This is a genomic window from Pseudemcibacter aquimaris (assembly GCF_028869115.1).
GTDB lineage: Bacteria > Pseudomonadota > Alphaproteobacteria > Sphingomonadales > Emcibacteraceae > Pseudemcibacter > Pseudemcibacter aquimaris.
Window position 1 is genome coordinate 858,348 of sequence record NZ_CP079800.1, and the last position, 18,707, is coordinate 877,054.

The 18,707-nt window shown below is 42.5% G+C and carries 16 protein-coding genes; 2 read left to right on the top strand and 14 right to left on the bottom strand.

The window, feature by feature from the left end; genetic code table 11:
• Window positions 1–7 precede the first annotated feature (7 nt).
• The 5 genes from KW060_RS04145 to KW060_RS04165 form a co-directional block, all read right to left on the bottom strand.
• Window positions 8–781 (bottom strand): NAD kinase, encoded by a 774-nt coding sequence (locus KW060_RS04145; RefSeq protein ID WP_249035108.1) that lies wholly within the window; start codon window positions 779–781, stop codon window positions 8–10.
• Window positions 782–810: 29 nt separating this feature from the next.
• Window positions 811–1,926 carry a DUF2336 domain-containing protein gene (locus KW060_RS04150; protein ID WP_249035109.1) on the bottom strand — a complete coding sequence of 372 codons (1,116 nt, stop codon included), beginning with the start codon at window positions 1,924–1,926 and terminating at the stop codon, window positions 811–813.
• Between the two features lie 162 nt (window positions 1,927–2,088).
• Window positions 2,089–2,502: a flagellar basal body rod protein FlgC gene (locus KW060_RS04155; protein WP_249035110.1), complete on the bottom strand. Its 414-nt coding sequence runs from the start codon at window positions 2,500–2,502 to the stop codon at window positions 2,089–2,091.
• Between the two features lie 57 nt (window positions 2,503–2,559).
• Window positions 2,560–6,048 carry a transcription-repair coupling factor gene (gene mfd, locus KW060_RS04160; protein ID WP_249035111.1) on the bottom strand — a complete coding sequence of 1,163 codons (3,489 nt, stop codon included), beginning with the start codon at window positions 6,046–6,048 and terminating at the stop codon, window positions 2,560–2,562.
• Window positions 6,045–6,362, bottom strand: coding sequence for a succinate dehydrogenase assembly factor 2 (locus tag KW060_RS04165; protein ID WP_249035112.1), 318 nt, complete (start codon window positions 6,360–6,362; stop codon window positions 6,045–6,047). The genes mfd and KW060_RS04165 overlap by 4 nt, the downstream gene beginning before the upstream one ends.
• Before the next feature lie 94 nt (window positions 6,363–6,456).
• Between KW060_RS04165 and recG the strand changes: the two genes are divergently transcribed.
• On the top strand, window positions 6,457–8,550 hold the full coding sequence (gene recG / locus KW060_RS04170) for an ATP-dependent DNA helicase RecG (protein WP_249035113.1): 2,094 nt from the start codon (window positions 6,457–6,459) through the stop codon (window positions 8,548–8,550).
• On the opposite strand, the gene KW060_RS04175 is transcribed toward recG, so the two are convergent.
• From KW060_RS04175 to lptF, 5 genes are read right to left on the bottom strand one after another with little or no spacing between them, the layout of a single operon-like run.
• Window positions 8,537–9,139 carry a class I SAM-dependent methyltransferase gene (locus KW060_RS04175; protein WP_249035114.1) on the bottom strand — a complete coding sequence of 201 codons (603 nt, stop codon included), beginning with the start codon at window positions 9,137–9,139 and terminating at the stop codon, window positions 8,537–8,539. The two genes, recG and KW060_RS04175, sit on opposite strands and share 14 nt — an antisense overlap.
• Window positions 9,123–9,791, bottom strand: coding sequence for a DUF502 domain-containing protein (locus KW060_RS04180; protein WP_249035115.1), 669 nt, complete (start codon window positions 9,789–9,791; stop codon window positions 9,123–9,125). Before KW060_RS04180 ends, KW060_RS04175 begins: the two co-directional genes overlap by 17 nt.
• A complete protein-coding gene (locus KW060_RS04185) occupies window positions 9,792–10,940 on the bottom strand; it encodes a hypothetical protein (RefSeq protein WP_249035116.1) in 1,149 nt (382 codons plus the stop codon).
• Window positions 10,941–10,956: 16 nt separating this feature from the next.
• Window positions 10,957–12,087: an LPS export ABC transporter permease LptG gene (gene lptG, locus KW060_RS04190; RefSeq protein WP_249035117.1), complete on the bottom strand. Its 1,131-nt coding sequence runs from the start codon at window positions 12,085–12,087 to the stop codon at window positions 10,957–10,959.
• Window positions 12,087–13,262, bottom strand: coding sequence for an LPS export ABC transporter permease LptF (lptF, locus tag KW060_RS04195; RefSeq protein ID WP_249035118.1), 1,176 nt, complete (start codon window positions 13,260–13,262; stop codon window positions 12,087–12,089). Before lptF ends, lptG begins: the two co-directional genes overlap by 1 nt.
• A gap of 195 nt (window positions 13,263–13,457) precedes the next feature.
• Here lptF and KW060_RS04200 point away from each other — a divergent pair, with 195 nt between their 5' ends.
• Window positions 13,458–14,417 (top strand): hypothetical protein, encoded by a 960-nt coding sequence (locus KW060_RS04200; protein ID WP_249035119.1) that lies wholly within the window; start codon window positions 13,458–13,460, stop codon window positions 14,415–14,417.
• Here KW060_RS04200 and spt read toward each other — a convergent pair.
• The 4 genes from spt to KW060_RS04220 form a co-directional block, all read right to left on the bottom strand.
• Window positions 14,414–15,619 carry a serine palmitoyltransferase gene (gene spt, locus KW060_RS04205; protein ID WP_249035120.1) on the bottom strand — a complete coding sequence of 402 codons (1,206 nt, stop codon included), beginning with the start codon at window positions 15,617–15,619 and terminating at the stop codon, window positions 14,414–14,416. The two genes, KW060_RS04200 and spt, sit on opposite strands and share 4 nt — an antisense overlap.
• 24 nt (window positions 15,620–15,643) lie before the next feature.
• Window positions 15,644–15,892 carry an acyl carrier protein gene (locus tag KW060_RS04210; protein ID WP_249035121.1) on the bottom strand — a complete coding sequence of 83 codons (249 nt, stop codon included), beginning with the start codon at window positions 15,890–15,892 and terminating at the stop codon, window positions 15,644–15,646.
• 69 nt (window positions 15,893–15,961) lie between these two features.
• Window positions 15,962–16,885, bottom strand: a complete 924-nt coding sequence (locus KW060_RS04215) for an NAD-dependent epimerase/dehydratase family protein (protein WP_249035122.1) — start codon at window positions 16,883–16,885, stop codon at window positions 15,962–15,964.
• A gap of 85 nt (window positions 16,886–16,970) precedes the next feature.
• Window positions 16,971–18,707, bottom strand: a complete 1,737-nt coding sequence (locus tag KW060_RS04220) for a fatty acyl-AMP ligase (protein WP_249035123.1) — start codon at window positions 18,705–18,707, stop codon at window positions 16,971–16,973.

Here is an 18,707-nt window from a genome sequence, read left to right on the forward strand (position 1 = left end):
AACTTTTTTAGCTGATAAATTGTTCGTTTAAGATACGCTCTTCAAGCGTATGTTCACGGTCGAATAATAATGTTTTGGTGTATGAATTATCCTGTTCAATTGAAACGGACATAACATTACGTACTTCAATGGTATCAGCAACCGCACTAACCGGGCGTTTCGCAGGGTCACTAATTTCAAATTTAATTTTTGCGGCTTGCGATAATAGCGCACCACGCCATCTGCGCGGTCTAAAGGCGCTGATCGGTGTAAGTGCCAGGATATTTGCATGCATCGGGATAATCGGACCGTGCGCCGATAGGTTATAGGCTGTACTGCCAGCCGGGGTCGATATCAAAACGCCATCACAAACTAGCTCTTCTAATCTTAATTTTCCATCAATATAGATTTTGACCTTGGCCGCTTGCCTTGTTTCACGAAGTAAGGATACCTCGTTAAAAGCAATTGCTTCGAAATCCTGGCCTTCCATCGTTGTCGTCTGCATTTTAAGCGGATGAAGTTGAAACGGCATAGCCTTTTCAATGCGTTCAATCAGGTTTTCTGGGTGATATTCGTTGAGAAGAAAGCCAACCGTACCCAAATTCATTCCAAAAATAGGTTTATTAACATTTATGATTTCATGAAATAAATGCAGCATATATCCATCACCGCCAAGGGCGACGATTGCATCCGCTTCTTCAACAGAAACAAATGAATATAACTTTCTAAGCTCTTCGGCTGATTTTTCCGCCTCTTCGCTATGGCTATTCACAAGCGCGAGCTTTAAGTCTTTATTCGACATGGATATTGCCTATTAATAATTAAACAGGCTTAGAATATAGGAGTACGTGCAGAATCTTCAACCCATTTGTGTAAAATGAGTTTTGCGCGTTGCTCGTTTGTATTCACAAATTGACTATATGTATGTTCAATTTCTGATTGGCTTAATTCTGTATCCATCATTTTTGCCTCACGTGTTAAGCGGAACATGGTTAGGAATACAGATTTATCAATGCGTGCAGCACAACATGCTATGGCAAGGGCCGCCGGACCACGTTCATATAAAATATTACACATGATATCTTCAGGAACATTCAGAATTTCTGCGAAAGCGAGTTCAAATAAGCGGGTGTTGCCTTGACGAAGACTTTTCATCAAGAAAGAAATATGCAGTTTGTTTGCCTTTTTCAGTTTTGCAATCAATGTTACTTCGGCATCAACTGTTTGACCGTTAAGGTTGTCTTCTTTCTTTAATTCTTTGATTGATGATTCTAGCTGTTCTTCCAATTCTTCTTCAGTGAAAGAATGAATTTCCATCAGTTCAGATTTTAACGACATGGAAATCCAGCTATACATTCTGGCTGCGATATGTTTAGGAAGATCTTGTCTATGAACAAGTGGTGACTGTAAAATTTCGCGCGTTTTTGATTTTTCTACAATTTGTTCAATTGTATCGTTATCGATCTTTGCTTCTTGGTTGGAAAGAAGTGTCACAATTACATCGTCATCATCGGTTCTCACCAGTTCACGACATACATCTGAAGAAAGCATTTTGCGTGCAGCAATGCTTAATTGATGCTGACGCGATTTTCGTTGGATGATTCGAACCAGTTCTTTATCGGTCAGTAACGTGTTTTGTAAAAGAATCGGGTTGGCGACTTCAATTTCATCATTAGCGAGAAGAATAATAAGTTCTGCAGGAAGGTCAGCTCGATCGGCTAGCTTAAGTGCGAGTTTCTTACGAATGTTCACTTCGATATCGCAAATGATTTTGCTTAAGATATCCATCATCAAATCAATTTCAGTGATTGAAATTTGTTGATGTTGTGCCTCTATCAGGTCTGTTATGCCATCAAAAAGGGCCGCACGAGCATCTTTACTGCTATCGTGTGCCAATGACATCAGCTTTTCGATTTCTTCGCCTGTTGTGTTCTCTATATCGCTCATTCTTACTCACCTGAATCATCTGATTACATTCTTGTATACCTGATGATTATTTTTATTCTTTTTATTATTAACGAAAAGCCTATCGTTAAAAAGTTAAGAATGTTTCAACTTTGCCCAAAAAAACATAAAACTTAACTAAAAAGAACAAATTTACTCAAACTTCTATTCAATAATGTCCAAAGCTGCATCTTCAATTTCGGACAATGTTCTTAAAACCGCGGCATTTGCCTTATATGCATTCTTCGCTTTTATCAGCTCGGAAAATTCAATTGCCGGTTCGACATTTGGAACATTAACAAATCCTTCTTCATTTGCAACCGGATTATCCGGGCTAAATACACTTAAAGATGCCGGATTTACAGGAACATTATGTGCTGTTACGCCGCCATTCTTATTGGATGTATTTACTGTCCTTTGCGGGACATATGCCTTGGCCGCTTTTAAACCCGCAGTGCTTCTGTCGCCACCAACAGGCATAGAAGTATTGTAAGCGTTAACAATATTATTGGCCGCAGTATTGGCCCTTGTTGACGCTGCGAGTAATCCAGACAGACTTGTGCTAATTCCATTTATCATGTGCTTACTATAGGAAAAACCTTCTAACTATAGTTTAACAATTAGTAATAATTTTAACTATTGTACCACATTTTGCGCAATTTTCGCGAGCGCTTTCGAAAGATTTAACGACCCGAGTAATCGGCTTTCAACTTTTGACCATTTTCTGACATAAACCAGTTTATGATCCGGCCTTAATTTTGTGACAGCGCCTTGTTTTGTAAGGAAATTTATCAAACCTGGTGGATTTGGGAATTTTGAATTTCTAAATGAAATGATGGCGCCCTTAGGTCCGGTTTCAATTTTTTCAATGCAGGCAATCTTACAATATTGCTTGATTTCAATAACTTTCAGTAGATGTTCTACTTCTTCTGGTAGTTTTCCAAAACGATCAATCAGTTCTGCACCGAATGCATCGACATCCTCTTTTGTCTTAAGTTCTGCGATTCGACGATATAGTGACATTCTTAGATTAAGATCTTTAACATACCGTTCCGGTATCATCACAGATGCACCCACATTTATTTGTGGTGACCACGCTTCGTCACTTTCTTCATCGTCATATGTGGATGATTTGGCTTGGGCCACGGCCTCTTCAAGCATTTGTTGATAAAGCTCGATGCCAACTTCCTTGATATGACCTGATTGTTCATCACCAAGTAAGTTACCTGCACCACGAATATCCAAATCATGACTGGCAAGTGTGAACCCGGCACCAAGAGTATCAAGTGTTTGTAGTACATGAAGACGTTTTTCCGCCTGCGGTGTCGGAATTTTACGTGGCGGTAATGTCAGATATGCATATGCCCGAACCTTAGAGCGGCCAACACGCCCACGAAGCTGATAGAGCTGCGCCAGGCCATAATTATCCGCACGGTGAATGATCATGGTATTTGCAGTTGGAATATCCAGACCACTTTCCACGATGGTCGTGGATAAAAGAACGTCATAGGCACCATCATAAAAGGCATTCATGATGTCTTCGATTTGTCCCGGTGACATTTGACCGTGGGCGGTGATGAATTTAACTTCTGGGACCACTTCTTTTAAAAATTCACCAACTTCTTTCAAATCGGAAATGCGTGGGCAAACATAAAAACTTTGACCGCCGCGGTAATGTTCACGAAGAAGTGCTTCACGGATCACGAGATCATCCATCGGAAGCACAAATGTTCTGACAGCCAACCTATCTACTGGCGGTGTTGCGATCAGGCTTAAGCCCTGAATGCCGCTCATGGCCAATTGTAAAGTTCGTGGGATTGGCGTTGCAGTCAGTGTTAAAACGTGAACATTATTTTTAAGCTTTTTAAGTTGTTCTTTATGACCAACACCAAAATGCTGTTCTTCATCAATAATCAACATTCCAAGATTATTAAAGTTCACAGAATTACCAAGCACGGCGTGTGTGCCAACAACGATTTCACAATCGCCTTTTGATAATTCTTCTTTTGTAAGCTTTTGTTCTTTACTTGTAACAAGTCTGGAAAGATGACCGACCTTGATATTGAACCCTTTAAAACGCTCAACAAAAGTTTTGTAATGTTGCCTCGCGAGCAGGGTGGTCGGCGCAACCACGGCTACTTGGAAGCCTTCCATAACGGCGAGGAATGCTGTTCTAAGCGCCACTTCTGTTTTACCAAAACCAACATCACCACAAACAAGTCGGTCCATCGGTCTGCCGCTTGATAAATCCTTAATCACGTCACCAATAGCATTTAATTGATCATCGGTTTCCGTATATGGGAAACGGGCGCAGAATTCATTATAAAGCCCGTCTGCAGGTTTGATGACCTCGCCTTTACGCAGCGTACGTTCAGCCGCAACTTTAATAAGTTCATCGGCCATTTCACGGATACGTTTTTTAAGTTTGGCTTTACGTCCTTGCCATGCAACACCGCCAAGTTTATCAAGTTTGCCGTCGCTATCTTCGTTGCCGTAACGGCTTAAAACTTCGATATTTTCAACAGGAACATAAAGCTTGTCACCACCATGATACGTAAGCAGCACGCAATCATGGGCAGCGCCACCGACCTCAATGGTTTTAAGCCCAACATAACGGCCAATGCCGTGGTCCATATGGATCACCAGATCACCCGGGGTGAGGGCGGATGCTTCGGATATAAAGTTTTCTGCTTTGCGCGTGCGTCTGACTTTACGGATCAGACGGTCACCAAGAATATCCTGTTCAGAAATAACGGCGAATTTATCGGTTTCAAAACCGTGTTCAAGTGGCAGAATAATTAATCCAATGGTATCGCGGGTATTTCGTTTTGCGCTTTTCCATGTATCGATCAGCTTATGCCTTGCCATGCCATGGTCATTTAAAACGGCGCTTAATCGGTCACGGGCACCGATACTATAACTGGCGAGATATACTTTTTTTCCAGCTTCCTGAAGGGCAACGATATGTTTGCGTAACGCATCATATATATTGATGTTTTTATCGTTTCGCTCGGGTGCAAAATTACGCCCTTGTGATCCTTTATGGGGTCTGACATCTTCGCCGGGTGGTGCGTCAAATGGATTAAATTGATGAATTCTTAAGTTTTCAGCATATTCTTTCCATTCAGCAGCGCCCATGAATAATTGTTCAGGCGGAACGGGTTTATAGGGGGCAACAGTATCACTTTTCTTCGGTGCGTCTTCATACGCCGATTTTCTGGAAAGGTAATAATCGGAAATGGCGGAAAGCCTGTTTTCCAATGCTTCTGTCGTCAGATTATCCATAGTAACGACAGGGTTTTCCAGATAATCAAAAAGCGTTTCGAGCTTTTCATGAAAAAACGGCAGCCAATGTTCCATTCCGGCGTGCTTTCTGCCGTCAAGAACCGCTTCGTATAACGGGTCATTGCCGCGTGCGACACCGAATTCTGAAACATAATTTCTGCGGAAAAGTGATATTGATTTTTCATCCAAAAATATTTCGCCCATCGGGATTAAATCGATGCGGTCAATTTTTTGTTCTGTGCGCTGGCTAACGGGATCGAAGTATTTAATGGTATCAACCTCATCCCCCCAAAGGTCAATACGAACAGGTTTCTTGTTTCCCGGTGGGAATATATCAATAATGCTGCCGCGAATGGCGTAATCGCCATGATCAACCACTGTGCTTGATCTGCTATAACCGTTATGACTTAAATAATGGGATAGCTTATCGATATTCAGGGTTTTACCGACCTTGGTTTTAAAGGTGGCTTCTTTAACCGTATCTGTCGCCGGTATGCGCTGTGTGACCGCATTAATGGTAGTGATGATGATTTGTTTCTTTTGGCCGGATGATAAAATATCCGTAAGCGCTGTCATACGTTTTGCAAGAACATCCGGGTTCGGTGAAACCCTGTCATAAGGAAGGCAGTCCCACGCTGGGAATGTAATGACATTTACATCGGGCAAATAAAAACGGATCAGTTCCGCCATATTTTCCATACGCATATCATCACGGGCAATATGAAGCGTCGCCCTATCACTTTCAAGAGAAGCGACCATGTCAGCAATGACCAGCGCATCCATGCCTTCCGGCACGTTGCTTAAAATCAGCGGCACTTCTTCTTCGGACAGATGGGTCACTTTAATATCTTGATATAATCAATGGATCTTAATTTTTGCATGACTTCGTGGTTATAATGTTCCGGTGGTTCTCTGTCCCCGGTAATCCATGCCACAAGATCAGAATCGGCCTCACGCAAAAGCGTTTCATATTTATCCAGCTCGTCAGCAGGCATATCTTGCAAAAATTTATCAGCGAATGATCCAAGCAAGATATCAGCTTCTTTAATACCGCGGTGCCAGCTTCTGAATTTAAGCCGTTTTCTGCGGATTTCGATGCTTTCATTTTTATCAACCGGGTCTTCAATAAATCCCGGTGTATTAAATCTTGTCACTTAACTTCTCATTCGGCTATTGGTAGGTTATGTTATGTGTATATAAAAATATCTAATATATGAAAACCAATAAAAGCACAAAGAATAATCACATATGCGCCCGGAAATACTATATCCACTCTTTACTGATACCCAAAGCCTGCCTGGTGTTGGTGCAAGGGTTGCACAGTCACTGGAAAAAATAACGGGTAATCGCATACTTGATTTATTATGGCATTTGCCGGTTGATGTAATTGATCGCCGCAATACGCCAGCATTAAAAGATATTTTATTTGATCAAGTCGTGACCGTTGAAGTCACCGTGGGAAAGCATGACCCGGCACCCGCAAAAAGCAGAAAGCCATATCGGGTTTGGTGTCATGATGATACGGGGCAGATGCAATTGGTGTTTTTCCATCCAAGGCGGGATTACATTCAGCGTCAATTACCGGAAGGGGAAAAACGATTAATCAGCGGCAAGATCGAAATATTCAATGGCGCGTTACAAATGAGCCACCCGGAATATATGGTTACCCCAGATAAAAAGGATGAAATTCCCCCGATCGAACCAATTTATCCATTGACTGCAGGGATCAGCGCCAAGGTAATGGCAAAAATAATGAAAGAAGCGGTTAAAAAAGCGGTGGAGCTTCCAGAATGGATTGATGAAACATTATTGGCCCGCGAAGGGTGGCCGGCATGGTATCCATCATTAATGGGATGTCATAACCCGGAAAATAAAAATGATACTGAAATCAACACGTCCGCCCATTTACGCCTTGCCTATGATGAAATTCTTGCCAATCAATTGGCGCTTGAAATCATGCGAAGACAGGTAAAAAAGAAAAAAGGAAGGCCGCTTGAAAACAAAGGTTTTCTGACGAACGTCGTTATTGAAAAATTACCCTATGCTTTAACAGATGCACAAAGTCGTTCAATTAAAGAAATTATGGCCGATATGGCGGAAAGTTCGGCTATGATGCGTTTATTACAAGGGGATGTAGGCAGTGGTAAGACCGTAGTCGCACTGATTGCTATGCTTGTTGCCGTTGAAAATGAAACACAGGCTGCCATACTTGCACCGACGGAAATACTGGCCCGTCAGCATTATGAAAGCTTGACCGAAATGGCATCAGGGGTTGATGTTAATATCGCCATTTTAACGGGACGAGATAAGGGCAAGGCGCGTGAGAAAATACTCGCAGATCTCGCATCCGGTGAAATTGACATATTGATCGGTACGCACGCCATTTTCCAAAAAGATGTGATCTATCATGATCTTGCCATGGCGGTGATTGATGAGCAACACCGTTTTGGTGTTGAACAGCGTATGATGCTTGCGGCAAAGGGAAAGCAGGGTATCAGTATGGATGTGCTTGCCATGACCGCGACACCTATCCCACGGACACTGACGCTGACTGTTTATGGGGATATGGATGTATCGCGACTTGACCAAAAACCACCAGGAAGAACCCCTGTGGATACCCGCGTGATGGCATTAAACAGAATTGATGAGGTCGTTTCTGCGGCAAATAGGGCTATTCAGACGGGTGCGAGACTTTATTGGGTCTGCCCACTTGTGGAAGAATCAGAAGTGATAGACCTCGCCGCTGCAGAAGAACGGTTCAGACATCTAACCCAAGTTTTTGGGGACCGCGTCGGAATGGTTCACGGTAAAATGAAGGCCGCAGAAAAAGACGACGTGATGCAGAAATTCGCATCAGGTGATCTGGATATTCTAGTTGCAACAACAGTGATTGAAGTGGGGGTAAATGTCCCCGAAGCAACCGTGATGATCATTGAACACGCCGAAAGATTTGGCCTTTCGCAGCTTCATCAATTACGTGGTCGTGTCGGCCGCGGGGCGGATAAATCAACGTGTTTGTTGCTATATGGAAATCTATTGGGTGAGGTGGCAAAGTCACGTCTGAATATTATGCGCGAAACCGAGGACGGTTTTGTGATTGCAGAAGAGGATTTGAAATTACGCGGTGCGGGTGAAGTGCTCGGCACTCGACAAAGCGGCTTACCAAAATTCCGTGTCGCCAGTATGGAAGATCACCATCATTTAATCCCTATGGCACGTGATGACGCCAGGTTGATTTTGGAAAAAGATGCCGATCTATCTTCAGAGCGCGGAAAAGCATTAAGAACGCTGCTTTATCTGTTCGAACGCGATGAAGGGGTTAAATACCTTAAGAGCGGATAAACACATCATAACGGGTCGTTTTGCCGGTGATCTGATGTGATGGTTTTCTTAGGTCCTCAATAGGATCCGCTTTCATCGGCCATTTTAATACCACACGTTTACTGGCGTGATGAAGGGCGACTTCCATTAATTCCTTTGCGTCGGGGTCGGTGCCGACAAGATCGCGAATAATGCGCATCTCTTTTTTGACAAGTGCCGATTTTTTGCGTTCAGGATGCATGGGATCAACCAAAATTATTTCCGGATTTAATGTCGGAATGATTTCTTTGGCATCGCCATGAATTAATGTCAGGCGATCCATGATATCGCGGTATTCATCATTTTCTTTGCGGGCACGTTCCATGCCATCAAGTAAATGTTGGTACATGTCTTCGTTGCGTTCGACCATCGTGACAGTGGCGCCAAGACTTGCAAGCAAAAATGCATCACGCCCAAGTCCCGCGGTGGCATCAACAACGTTTGGAATGATGCCAGCTTTAAATCCTATGGCTTTGGGAAGGGCTTGTGAACGGCCACCACCCTGACGGAAACGATGCCCGACCGCACCGCCAACAAAATCAACGACAAGGGGTTTATTTTTTTCTGCCATTTTTCTTCGGAAGGTCTTCTGGGTTAACAAGGCCTGCTGAAATGACATATTTCGCGCCCTGATCTGGTGTCATATCCAGATATATTAAATCTTTTTTCGGTGCAAATAATAGAAAACCTGATGTCGGGTTTGGCGTCGTCGGAAGGAAAAGGTTTACAATCTCATCTTCCATACGGTCCTGAATTTCGCTTGTGTTTTCACCGGATACAAATGCAATTGCCCAAAGACCGGGACGAGGGTATTGCACTAGCACCACATCACTAAAGCTTTTCTTATCTTGAGAAACGACCGTTTCGAAAATTTGTTTTAACGTACCATAAACGCTTCGGATCACCGGCATACGGTCAACGATTTTTTCACCAAACCGAAGTAATGCACGGCCAAAAAGGTTCGCCGTTAATGCACCAAGAATGATCAGAAAAATGACCACCCCGATAAGGCCAAGTCCTGGAATTGAAAACGGCAAATATGTTTCCGGATTATAGGCATCCGGAATAAGTGGTTTTACATTTTCATCAACAAACGTAATGAACCACCAACCGATATAGATCGTAATCCCTATCGGTGACGCAACCACAAGACCGGTTAGAAAATAATTTCTAATCTTGTGCAGCAGGCTGATTTTCTTTGGTGGTTCGATGATTTCGGTCATTTATAAATCTTTTTGATATAATCTATATGTTTTATATTTTACGCAGCCAATGGTTTCCAATAACTTGGAAAGTCTTGTGTTTTCCTCAAGGACCCATGAAAGTTCCGCCGTATCACAGCCTAATTTTTCTGTGCTTTTGCGGCATGCTTCAAAAAGGCCGAATGACATAATACCACTTAGGCGGCTATTTTGATATTCGGTTCTAACGCCCATTAATGGCACGCGCACAGACTTAAAGCTTGGTTTTAACTTAAGACGCCACAGCAATTTGAATACGCCAAACGGGAATAGCTTACCATCAAGGTCTTTGATGATTTCATTGATATTCGGCAGCGTCACCATCATCGCCTGTGGAATACCGTCGACCTCAGCGATATAAGTGAAATCTTCACGGATAATCATTTTCAATTCTTTTACCGCGTGATCAAGTTCTGCTTCGGTGAATGGGATATATTTCCAATTATCAATCCAAGCGTCGTTAAAAATATCAAGAATAATTCGAAGCTCTTCTTCATATTTATCCATATTGATAGGGCGGAATGTGACTTGTCCTTTATCAACGGCACGGTCAACCAATTTTTGAATGGTTGGCGGAAGGATCGGTTTGCTGATATCTAACGTATAAGCCCACGTATCCTTAACTTTTCCTAACCCGTAATTGGTAATTAGTTTTTCATAATAGGGACGCGCATGCCCCATCAACAGACGTGGTGAATGTTCAAAACCATCAACAAGCATACCTGTCTCTTCGTTAATGGACAGGTTAAATGGTCCAATAACCTCTGTACGTCCTTGTTCACGCAACCACGCCAGTGCCGTATCAAATAATGCATTGGCCACATCCTGATCATCAATACAGTCAAAGAAACCGTAATGACCGGTTTTTAATCCGTGTTGCTTTTCAACAAGTTCGTCAATTTGCGCGCTAATGCGTCCAACAGGCTTACCGTCTTTATAAGCAATCCAAAGCTTTACTTCCGCATGTAGGAAGTACGGGTTTTTCTTTTCATCAATCGCATCCATGCGTTCCATTATCAGAGGCGGAACCCAGTGCGGATCACCTTTATAAATATCCCAAAGAAGCGTTACGAATGTTTTCCTGTCTTGTTTCGAGATGGCAGGTTTAATTTCAATATGTTCGGATGTCACAGATTGTCCTTTTTTATTATTCTTCTGTTAGCAGGATAAAGCTGACGCCCGCGAGCCCAAAGAGCAAAAACGGCAGCCATGCGGCAATAAGTGGCGGAACCGCGCCATATTGCCCCAACGCGATGAATAAATTATTGACCACAAAAAATCCAAAGCCCATGGATAGGGTGATCAAAATTCGGCCAAACAGGTTACCACCACGATGAAGGCCAAATGCCGCAAGTCCCGCTAGCAATGGCATAAGCAGTGTGCTTAATGGTGATACGTATTTTTGATGCAGCATGGTATCAAGGCTGTCTGTATCATGCCCTTCTGATTTTAATTGCGTGATCGCGCGGCGAAGGCGCGGCATATTGACCTGATCCGCGACAATCGCCAATGAAATAAACCTTTCTGGTGGAATTGTTGTTTCCCAATCAAGGTTTTCCATCACTGTAATTTCAAGCGTATTAACATCAAAGGTTTTAACTTCAAACAGTTTCCAAGCATCATCGCGGTAAACGGCGAAATCGGCCTTGATAATGTTGGTGATGGTTTTATTTTCGTCACGAATATATTGTGTAACTTCATCAAGCAGAAGGATGCTTCCATTCCTGCTTGCGCTTTCTGCTTTTACCAAATTTTGACCATCGGTTACCCACGTGTCAAATACGGAATCCGGCGCGGGTGGAATATCAGCGGCAAATGCATTTGCTTCCCAGTTTCTAAGTTCCGCGCGAGCTTGTACAGTCACGGTTTCTGAAAAAACGAAACTGATAACACTGACTAGTAATGACACTGCCATTAATGGCATTAATATACGAAAGGCCGACCAACCGGCTGCTTTCATAATCACAATTTCACTATTCACATTTAACACTGACAAGGTCAGAATTGACGCCAGCAGCGCAACAAATGGCGAAAATAAAGATATTAGATGCGGGCTTCTTAAGGTCACATATCGCCAAAGGTCAGCGTATACGGCCCCTTCACCAGCGAGGACCTCTTCGGATTTTGCAAGCAGGTCAAGCATCTGAAGTGTGGCAATAAGGCCCGCCAGAATAATCACGTATCTGATGATAAAAATTTTCGCCAGATAGACATCCATGCTGCCCGGGTTAAATATTTTGCCAAAATGGCCGCCGTAACTGATGACACGTTCTACCATTAGCTCGCGATCCTCATTTTCTTGAATAGGCGGGTTGCATGTTCAGCCAATATCTCAGACACAACCTCAAGATATTTAAGAGGGGTTCCACCAACTTTATAGGCGCCAATATAATAAAGCCGCGCCGTTAATCCGATAAATATTGCGGTTGGTAACCATATGGAAAGTAGGGGGTCAATTGATCCTTCCGCTGAAAAATCAAGGCCAAACTCAAGAACTTTATGATAAAGGAGTAATAAAAATACACCGACGGATATACCAAGTGCACGACCAGACCTTTTGGCAACAAGGCCGAGCGGAACGGCAAGGAACGGTACAATCAAAATCGAAAGGGCACGAGCCGCTCGTGAATGCAGTGTCGCTGTAACCGCGGTATCGCCATTGTTACGTAGTTTCCATAATTCAAGGAATGTCATTTCTTCGGCGTCATCACCACGATTACGGAATTGTTCGAACATTGGAACTTCCAGTGGTAAATCATGCATATCAAAGTTTAAAATACGTGGTCTATCCTGGCTAGCATCAAAATCAATCAGACTGCCTTCATAAAGCCGTAAGATAATATATTTCTGATCGGGGGAGGCAAAGAAATTACCACGTTTCGCGCTTACGGAATAAATGTGTCCGTCTGAATCTTCTTTTTGTGCGAAAATATCGATTAATTCACGACCAGAATTTCTGGATTCTTCAATACGTAATGTTAATCCTGTGCCAAGGCCGGTAAATTCATTGGATTTAATTGCAGCGCCAAGCGCACCACTTCTTACATCGAAAATAAGTTCTTCATAGGCATATTTGCTGTATGGCTGAACAAAACCAACAACAATAATATTAATCGCAAGCAAGCTTACCGCGATCAGAATTGATGGTAAAAGCAATCGATGCAAACTTAACCCGCAGGACAGCATGGCATCAAGTTCACTACTAAGCGCAAATTTACGGGTTGCAAGCAACACACCAAGGAACATGGCAAGCGGAATAACCAGCGTCAGATATTGCGGCATCAAATTACCAAGCATCTGCCAGACAACATCAATAGGGCCGCCCTGATTGATGACAAAATCAAACAGTGAAAGCATTTTTTCAAGTAACAGCAATAATGCAGAAACACCGAGTGTCGCAAAAAGCGGTACTACGGTGTTTTTCAAAATATAAAAATCAATTTTTTTAAGCATTATTGAATTTCTTGTATACTTGTCCTAATCAGGCCTTGATCATCCGTATAGTAAGGAAAATCATTGAAATAATAAATGTTTTTTCTGATTGCCAAAACTTTATGGTCTTATTACGGCAAATTCGTTTAAATTTTCATGGAATTGGTATATTACTACTGAACAATGATGTTAAGTAAAAAAAGCTGGGAAAATTGAATGCTTGCAATTTTGAGCAGTCCTGATTCATTTCAGAAAAGAAACGAAATGGATAAAATCAGGAATGTGATTAAAAATGAAGGCTCAGGGGTTATTCACTATGAAGTGAAAAATTTCGATGATATCGGAGAGGCACTGACCCGATTTAATCAATGTGGGATCACATCGTTAGTGATTGTCGGCGGGCAAGCTATTGCCTCAGCTACATTTGAACATATCATTGAAAATAAACCATTTGGCGATTACGATGTTCCTATTTCTGTTTTATCTGGCACGGCTGACAGTTTTACGTCACAAAGCTTTGGCGCAACATCAACGAATATTACCGCTGATCTGGCAACCATACTTAAAAAACATAATGCAGGCACGTTATTAAACCATTTGGTTAAATTGCCATTGATGAAGGTTGAGGGGGTTGCCGGGGTTGGAAAATTATACGGATTATATTTTTGCACTGGTGAAATCGTGGAACAGAAATCACTGTTCGAGCGCATCCTTCATAAATCCGGACTTAAGCAGACAATACAGAATTATACCACGATTGCATCCTTACTTTATAAGGCATACGTTGGGTCAAAATTATCCGATAATGTGGATGAAATGATCCGGATAAACCGTAATCAACGCGGTGCGGTCGTTGGGCGTTATTTTATGGTCAATATCACAAGCCTTAGCTGGATATTTTTGGGAACTAAGTTTCCGCCACGAAAAAATGCGGATACGCTTCATTTTTTAAGCGTTGAAAACACCAAAGATGCCATCATGCAGACGGGTAAGCAGTTAATGAAGGGGGCCTATGGCGAGGCTTTTTTGCCGGGTCACACATTAACAGAAATTGAACACGCGCGTTTGGTGTTTCATAAAAACTTTGTTGTTGACGGCAGATATTATGAAACAGATGAAGCAGGTGAATTGCTCATTACCGCTTCTGAAAAAATTACCTTTATCCGGCTGGATTAACCAAGAACGCCAAGTTCCTTACCAACAGCAATAAACTTTTCAAGCATATAGTCAATTTGTTCAAAACTATGGGCTGCTGAAAGACTGCATCTCATTAAATTAAGGCCATTTGGTGTGGCAGGTGGTACAGCAAGGTTTACATAAACCCCTTCCTGCATCATACGCTGCCAATATGCAATGGCACGTTCTTGAGTATCGATGATGATCGCTGCAATTGGACTTTCACCAGTTGTTCCCATTTCAAAACCTGCGTCAGCAAGGCCTTTGTTGAGGCGCATTGAATTTTCAAGGAGTTTTACACGAAGATTACTGTCTTTAATCAGCTCAAGTGCCTTTGTCGCAGAGGCAACAACAGATGGCGGCAGTGACGCCGTAAATACATAAGGACGACAAACAAGACGTAATACTTCAAATTTCGGATGGTTAGATACGCAGTATCCACCAACGGTGCCTACACTTTTACTGAATGTGCCGACGATAAAATCAACCAGATGTTCAACGCCTTGTTCCTGTGCAACGCCACGGCCGGTTTTACCGAATACGCCGATTGAGTGTGCTTCATCAACAAGAACGGATGCATTATGTTTTTTCGATGCTTCTGCAAGTTCTTTAATCGGTGCCTGATCACCAAGCATGCTGTAAACGCCTTCGATCACGACAAGAATACCGGCTTCCGGATCTTTTTTACGGATACGGGCAAGGCGTTTTTCAAGATTTTCCGGATCATTATGGGTAAAGCGGACAACGGTCGCATTGCCCATTGCACAGCCATCATAAATACTGGCATGACTGTCTGCATCAATAACCACATAATCTTTTGGTCCGGCGAGCGTTGCGATAACGCCTAGGTTTGCCTGGTAGCCCGTTGAAAAAACGATTGCGTGATCCGCGTCATAGAAATCTTTTAATGTTTCCTCAAGGTGTTTGTGGCCGTAATAAGTACCGTTAAGAACACGAGAACCAGTTGTTCCTGTACCAAAATTCCTTAGCGCATTTTCGGCCGCTTCCATGCATTCCTCGTTATAAGTCATGCCCATATAATTATTGGTGCCGGCCAGAATGGTTTTACGGCCATTAATGATGGCTTCTGTTGGCGACAGAACTTCGTCCATTTTCACCGTAAAAGGATTTAAATCCCCCTGCGGCAGTTGATTGAAGCTATCAAGCGTTGCGTCAAATTTTTCAAATAAATCAAGGGTCATGAAATTTCTTATCCGGATAGGGAATTATTCATCAAGAATGTTTTTAATGGCTTCTGCGACCTGACCAACAGTTTCAAGGTCAGGTAAGATGTTAAGTGGGACCGTTACATCGAAGTGGTCTTCGATTGCAGCCAACATGTCCATTACAGATAATGAATCAAGTTCAAGATCAGTTGCAAACGTTGTTTCTTGCTTTATATCGACCGATTTTTGATTGAAAGGTTGCATGATGTCGCAAATTTGGTCGAAAATTTCATTTGTACTTAGTGTCATTTTTTTACCTTTAGAATAGGTCGGCTAATCTACAAAATATCTTTTTTAAAATCCATTATAAAATGTGGTCTAAATATATTTGTTCTTTTTGTACCAGTCGAGTGTTTCTTTTAATCCTGTTTTTAAATCGGTTTTTGCGGCCCAGTCATCCATTTGAAAATCTTGTGTCTTTCGGCAAATCCAATCAGGATGACACAGTTCATTTACTTTTTTCGATGATACCATCGGCGCGTAGCCAAAAATACGTCCCATTATGTCATTTATGTGGCCGGCCGTACTTAATAAAAATTTGGGGATCGTTATTTTTACGGGGGATATATTCAGAATTTCACTGGCGGTATTAAAATATTCTTCATGTGAATGGCCATTTGGCGCATCATCATCCATTTCGAGGGTTCTATTTATATATTTTTGATTGTTTATCGTATGGATGATGGCTTCCACCAAATCATCTACAAAAATCCATGATGCACGGTGATCCTTGTTGGCGGGATAAAATGCAAAACGGCTTTTTAGCATTTTAAATATTTTTAATGTTTCAAAATCATTGGGCCCATATATGCCGGGCGGTCTGATTATGGTCCAATTGTCATGACCGCTTTCCTGAAGCATTACTTCACCTTGATACTTGCTGAATGCATAATCGGAAATTTGGGGTTCACGTGCAGCGAGTGATGATATTTGAATGAAGTGTTGTTTTGGATTAAGCAAGGAAACAAGTTTTGATACAGCATCCGCATTTGCGTTTAAAAAATCGTCTTTATTTTTTGCCTTTACCAACCCAGCAACATTAATGATGGCATCCGCATTTTCTACTAGTTCTTTTAATGAGGCATCATTATCAAGATCGCCACTGATCCAGGTTACATTTTGTATTTCGGGTTGGGGGCGACGGGTGAGGGCTTTTACATGAAAGCCTTGGGACGTAAGACGGGACATTAAATGCCCGCCAACAAAACCGGTAGCGCCCGTTAAGGCAATTGTTTTTGTCATTTAAAATCCCAATAAATAAAACGCTAATCTATTTTTTAAGGTAGATTAGCGTTCTTAAAACTGTTTCGTCAATCAGGTAATGAAATTAAGCAAGCTGTCCGGCCAGATATTGGCGTCTTGCCTTAACACGGCTTAATTTTCCAGATGATGTGCGTGGTAATGAACGTGGTGGGACAAGAACAACAACCGGTGATTTTCCGATTACGGCTTGTACTTCGGTTTTGATTCTGTTTTCGAGATCTTCGCGTTCATCTTCGTCACGTTTGCGACATTGAACAAGGATTGCTGGAACTTCTTCTTCGTTTTCACCGGGAATTGAAATGGCGGCACTATCGCCAGAACGTAACTCCGGTAATTTTTCAACGGCCCATTCAATATCATGCGGCCAATGGTTTTTACCATTAATGATAATCAGATCTTTAATGCGGCCGATGATGAATAATGATCCATCAACAACATAACCGATATCACCCGTATCAAGCCAACCGTCGTCGGATAGACATGCTTTGGTGGCTTCTTCATCCATGTAATAACCGACCATAACACTTTGGCCTTTAACGCAAACGCGGCCGATTTCACGGTCACCGAGTGCATTGTCGTTTTCATCACGGATTTCAAGTTCATATTCAGGAAGTGGTTTACCGCAGTCGACAACTTCGCGGTAATTGGCGCCATTGCCGTTTGCTTTGTGTTCTTTAACGGTTTTGACTTCGCCGCTAAGCACATCTTCGCTGACCAGATCAATGTCATATCCGGAAAGTTTTGGCCCAAAGCTAACCGCCAGTGTACATTCAGCAAGGCCATAACTCGGCATAAAGGCGTTTTTGTTAAAGCCGCAATCTTTAAATGTTTCCGCGAATGTTTCAAGAACCGGTGGACGGATCATATCCGCGCCAATACCAGCAACGCGCCATGATGATAAATCAAGACCTTCAAGGTCTGTTTTATTGGCGCGACGCGCACAAATTTCATAACCGAATGTCGGGCCGGAACACATGGTGCCTTTATTTTTGGAAATCAGTTTCAACCACTGCATTGGACGTCGGGCAAATGCTTCTGTCGCAAGGTAATCAATTGATACCTGACAGGCAATTGGCGAAATAAGCATGCCGACAAGACCCATATCATGATAAAACGGTAACCATGAAACCGCGCGGTCGTCATCTTGTACTTCCATACCGTATTTGCCAATACCATGACAGTTCGACATTAATGATTTGTGCGTAACGGCAACACCATGTGGGAAACGTGTGCTTCCTGATGAATATTGCAGATAGGCAAGGTCATCAGTCTTTACATTTGGAAGTTGCACATTTTCAAGATCAGAAAGGCGTGCTTGTGCTTCGAAAGTAACAGGGGTGCCAACGAATTCCATTTCAAGACCATTTGTTGCTTCATCAAGAAGCGGTAACATATATGATGCAGAAATCGCAGCACTTGCTTCGCAGCTTTTCATTTGTTGATGAAGTTGTTCCGTATAGCCATCACGACCACCAAATGATGTTGGCAGTGGAAGCGGAACAGGGAGAAGCCCTGCATATTGGCAACCAAGAAAATAGCAAACAAAATCTTCGTTTGTTTCGGCAATTAGAGCAACGCGTGAATGGCGTTTAATGCCAAAATGAACAAGGCGTTTACCAATTTCAAAAGCGCGGTCTCTGATCTGCTTATAAGTCAGGCTTGTCTCCAGCTCACCGCGTGGCGAATAGAAATTTAATCCGCGTTTCCCCTGGGCCGCGTAGTCAAGTGCATCCAATAGGGTATCAAAATCGGCGTACCTTCTTGGCAGGGAAGAATCAAGTGTAGGAGTAGGTTCAAGCAT

Excerpts from the sequence above, each read along its gene's own strand:
- KW060_RS04200 (WP_249035119.1), top strand. The coding sequence starts at position 13,458 with ATGCTTGCAATTTTGAGCAGTCCTGATTCATTTCAGAAAAGAAACGAA.
- lptG (WP_249035117.1), bottom strand. The coding sequence starts at position 12,087 with ATGGTAGAACGTGTCATCAGTTACGGCGGCCATTTTGGCAAAATATTT.
- KW060_RS04210 (WP_249035121.1), bottom strand. The coding sequence starts at position 15,892 with ATGACACTAAGTACAAATGAAATTTTCGACCAAATTTGCGACATCATG.
- KW060_RS04155 (WP_249035110.1), bottom strand. The coding sequence starts at position 2,502 with ATGATAAATGGAATTAGCACAAGTCTGTCTGGATTACTCGCAGCGTCA.
- KW060_RS04215 (WP_249035122.1), bottom strand. The coding sequence starts at position 16,885 with ATGACAAAAACAATTGCCTTAACGGGCGCTACCGGTTTTGTTGGCGGG.
- lptF (WP_249035118.1), bottom strand. The coding sequence starts at position 13,262 with ATGCTTAAAAAAATTGATTTTTATATTTTGAAAAACACCGTAGTACCG.
- KW060_RS04175 (WP_249035114.1), bottom strand. The coding sequence starts at position 9,139 with ATGGCAGAAAAAAATAAACCCCTTGTCGTTGATTTTGTTGGCGGTGCG.
- spt (WP_249035120.1), bottom strand. The coding sequence starts at position 15,619 with ATGACCCTTGATTTATTTGAAAAATTTGACGCAACGCTTGATAGCTTC.
- KW060_RS04150 (WP_249035109.1), bottom strand. The coding sequence starts at position 1,926 with ATGAGCGATATAGAGAACACAACAGGCGAAGAAATCGAAAAGCTGATG.
- KW060_RS04220 (WP_249035123.1), bottom strand. The coding sequence starts at position 18,707 with ATGCTTGAACCTACTCCTACACTTGATTCTTCCCTGCCAAGAAGGTAC.
- recG (WP_249035113.1), top strand. The coding sequence starts at position 6,457 with ATGCGCCCGGAAATACTATATCCACTCTTTACTGATACCCAAAGCCTG.
- KW060_RS04180 (WP_249035115.1), bottom strand. The coding sequence starts at position 9,791 with ATGACCGAAATCATCGAACCACCAAAGAAAATCAGCCTGCTGCACAAG.
- KW060_RS04145 (WP_249035108.1), bottom strand. The coding sequence starts at position 781 with ATGTCGAATAAAGACTTAAAGCTCGCGCTTGTGAATAGCCATAGCGAA.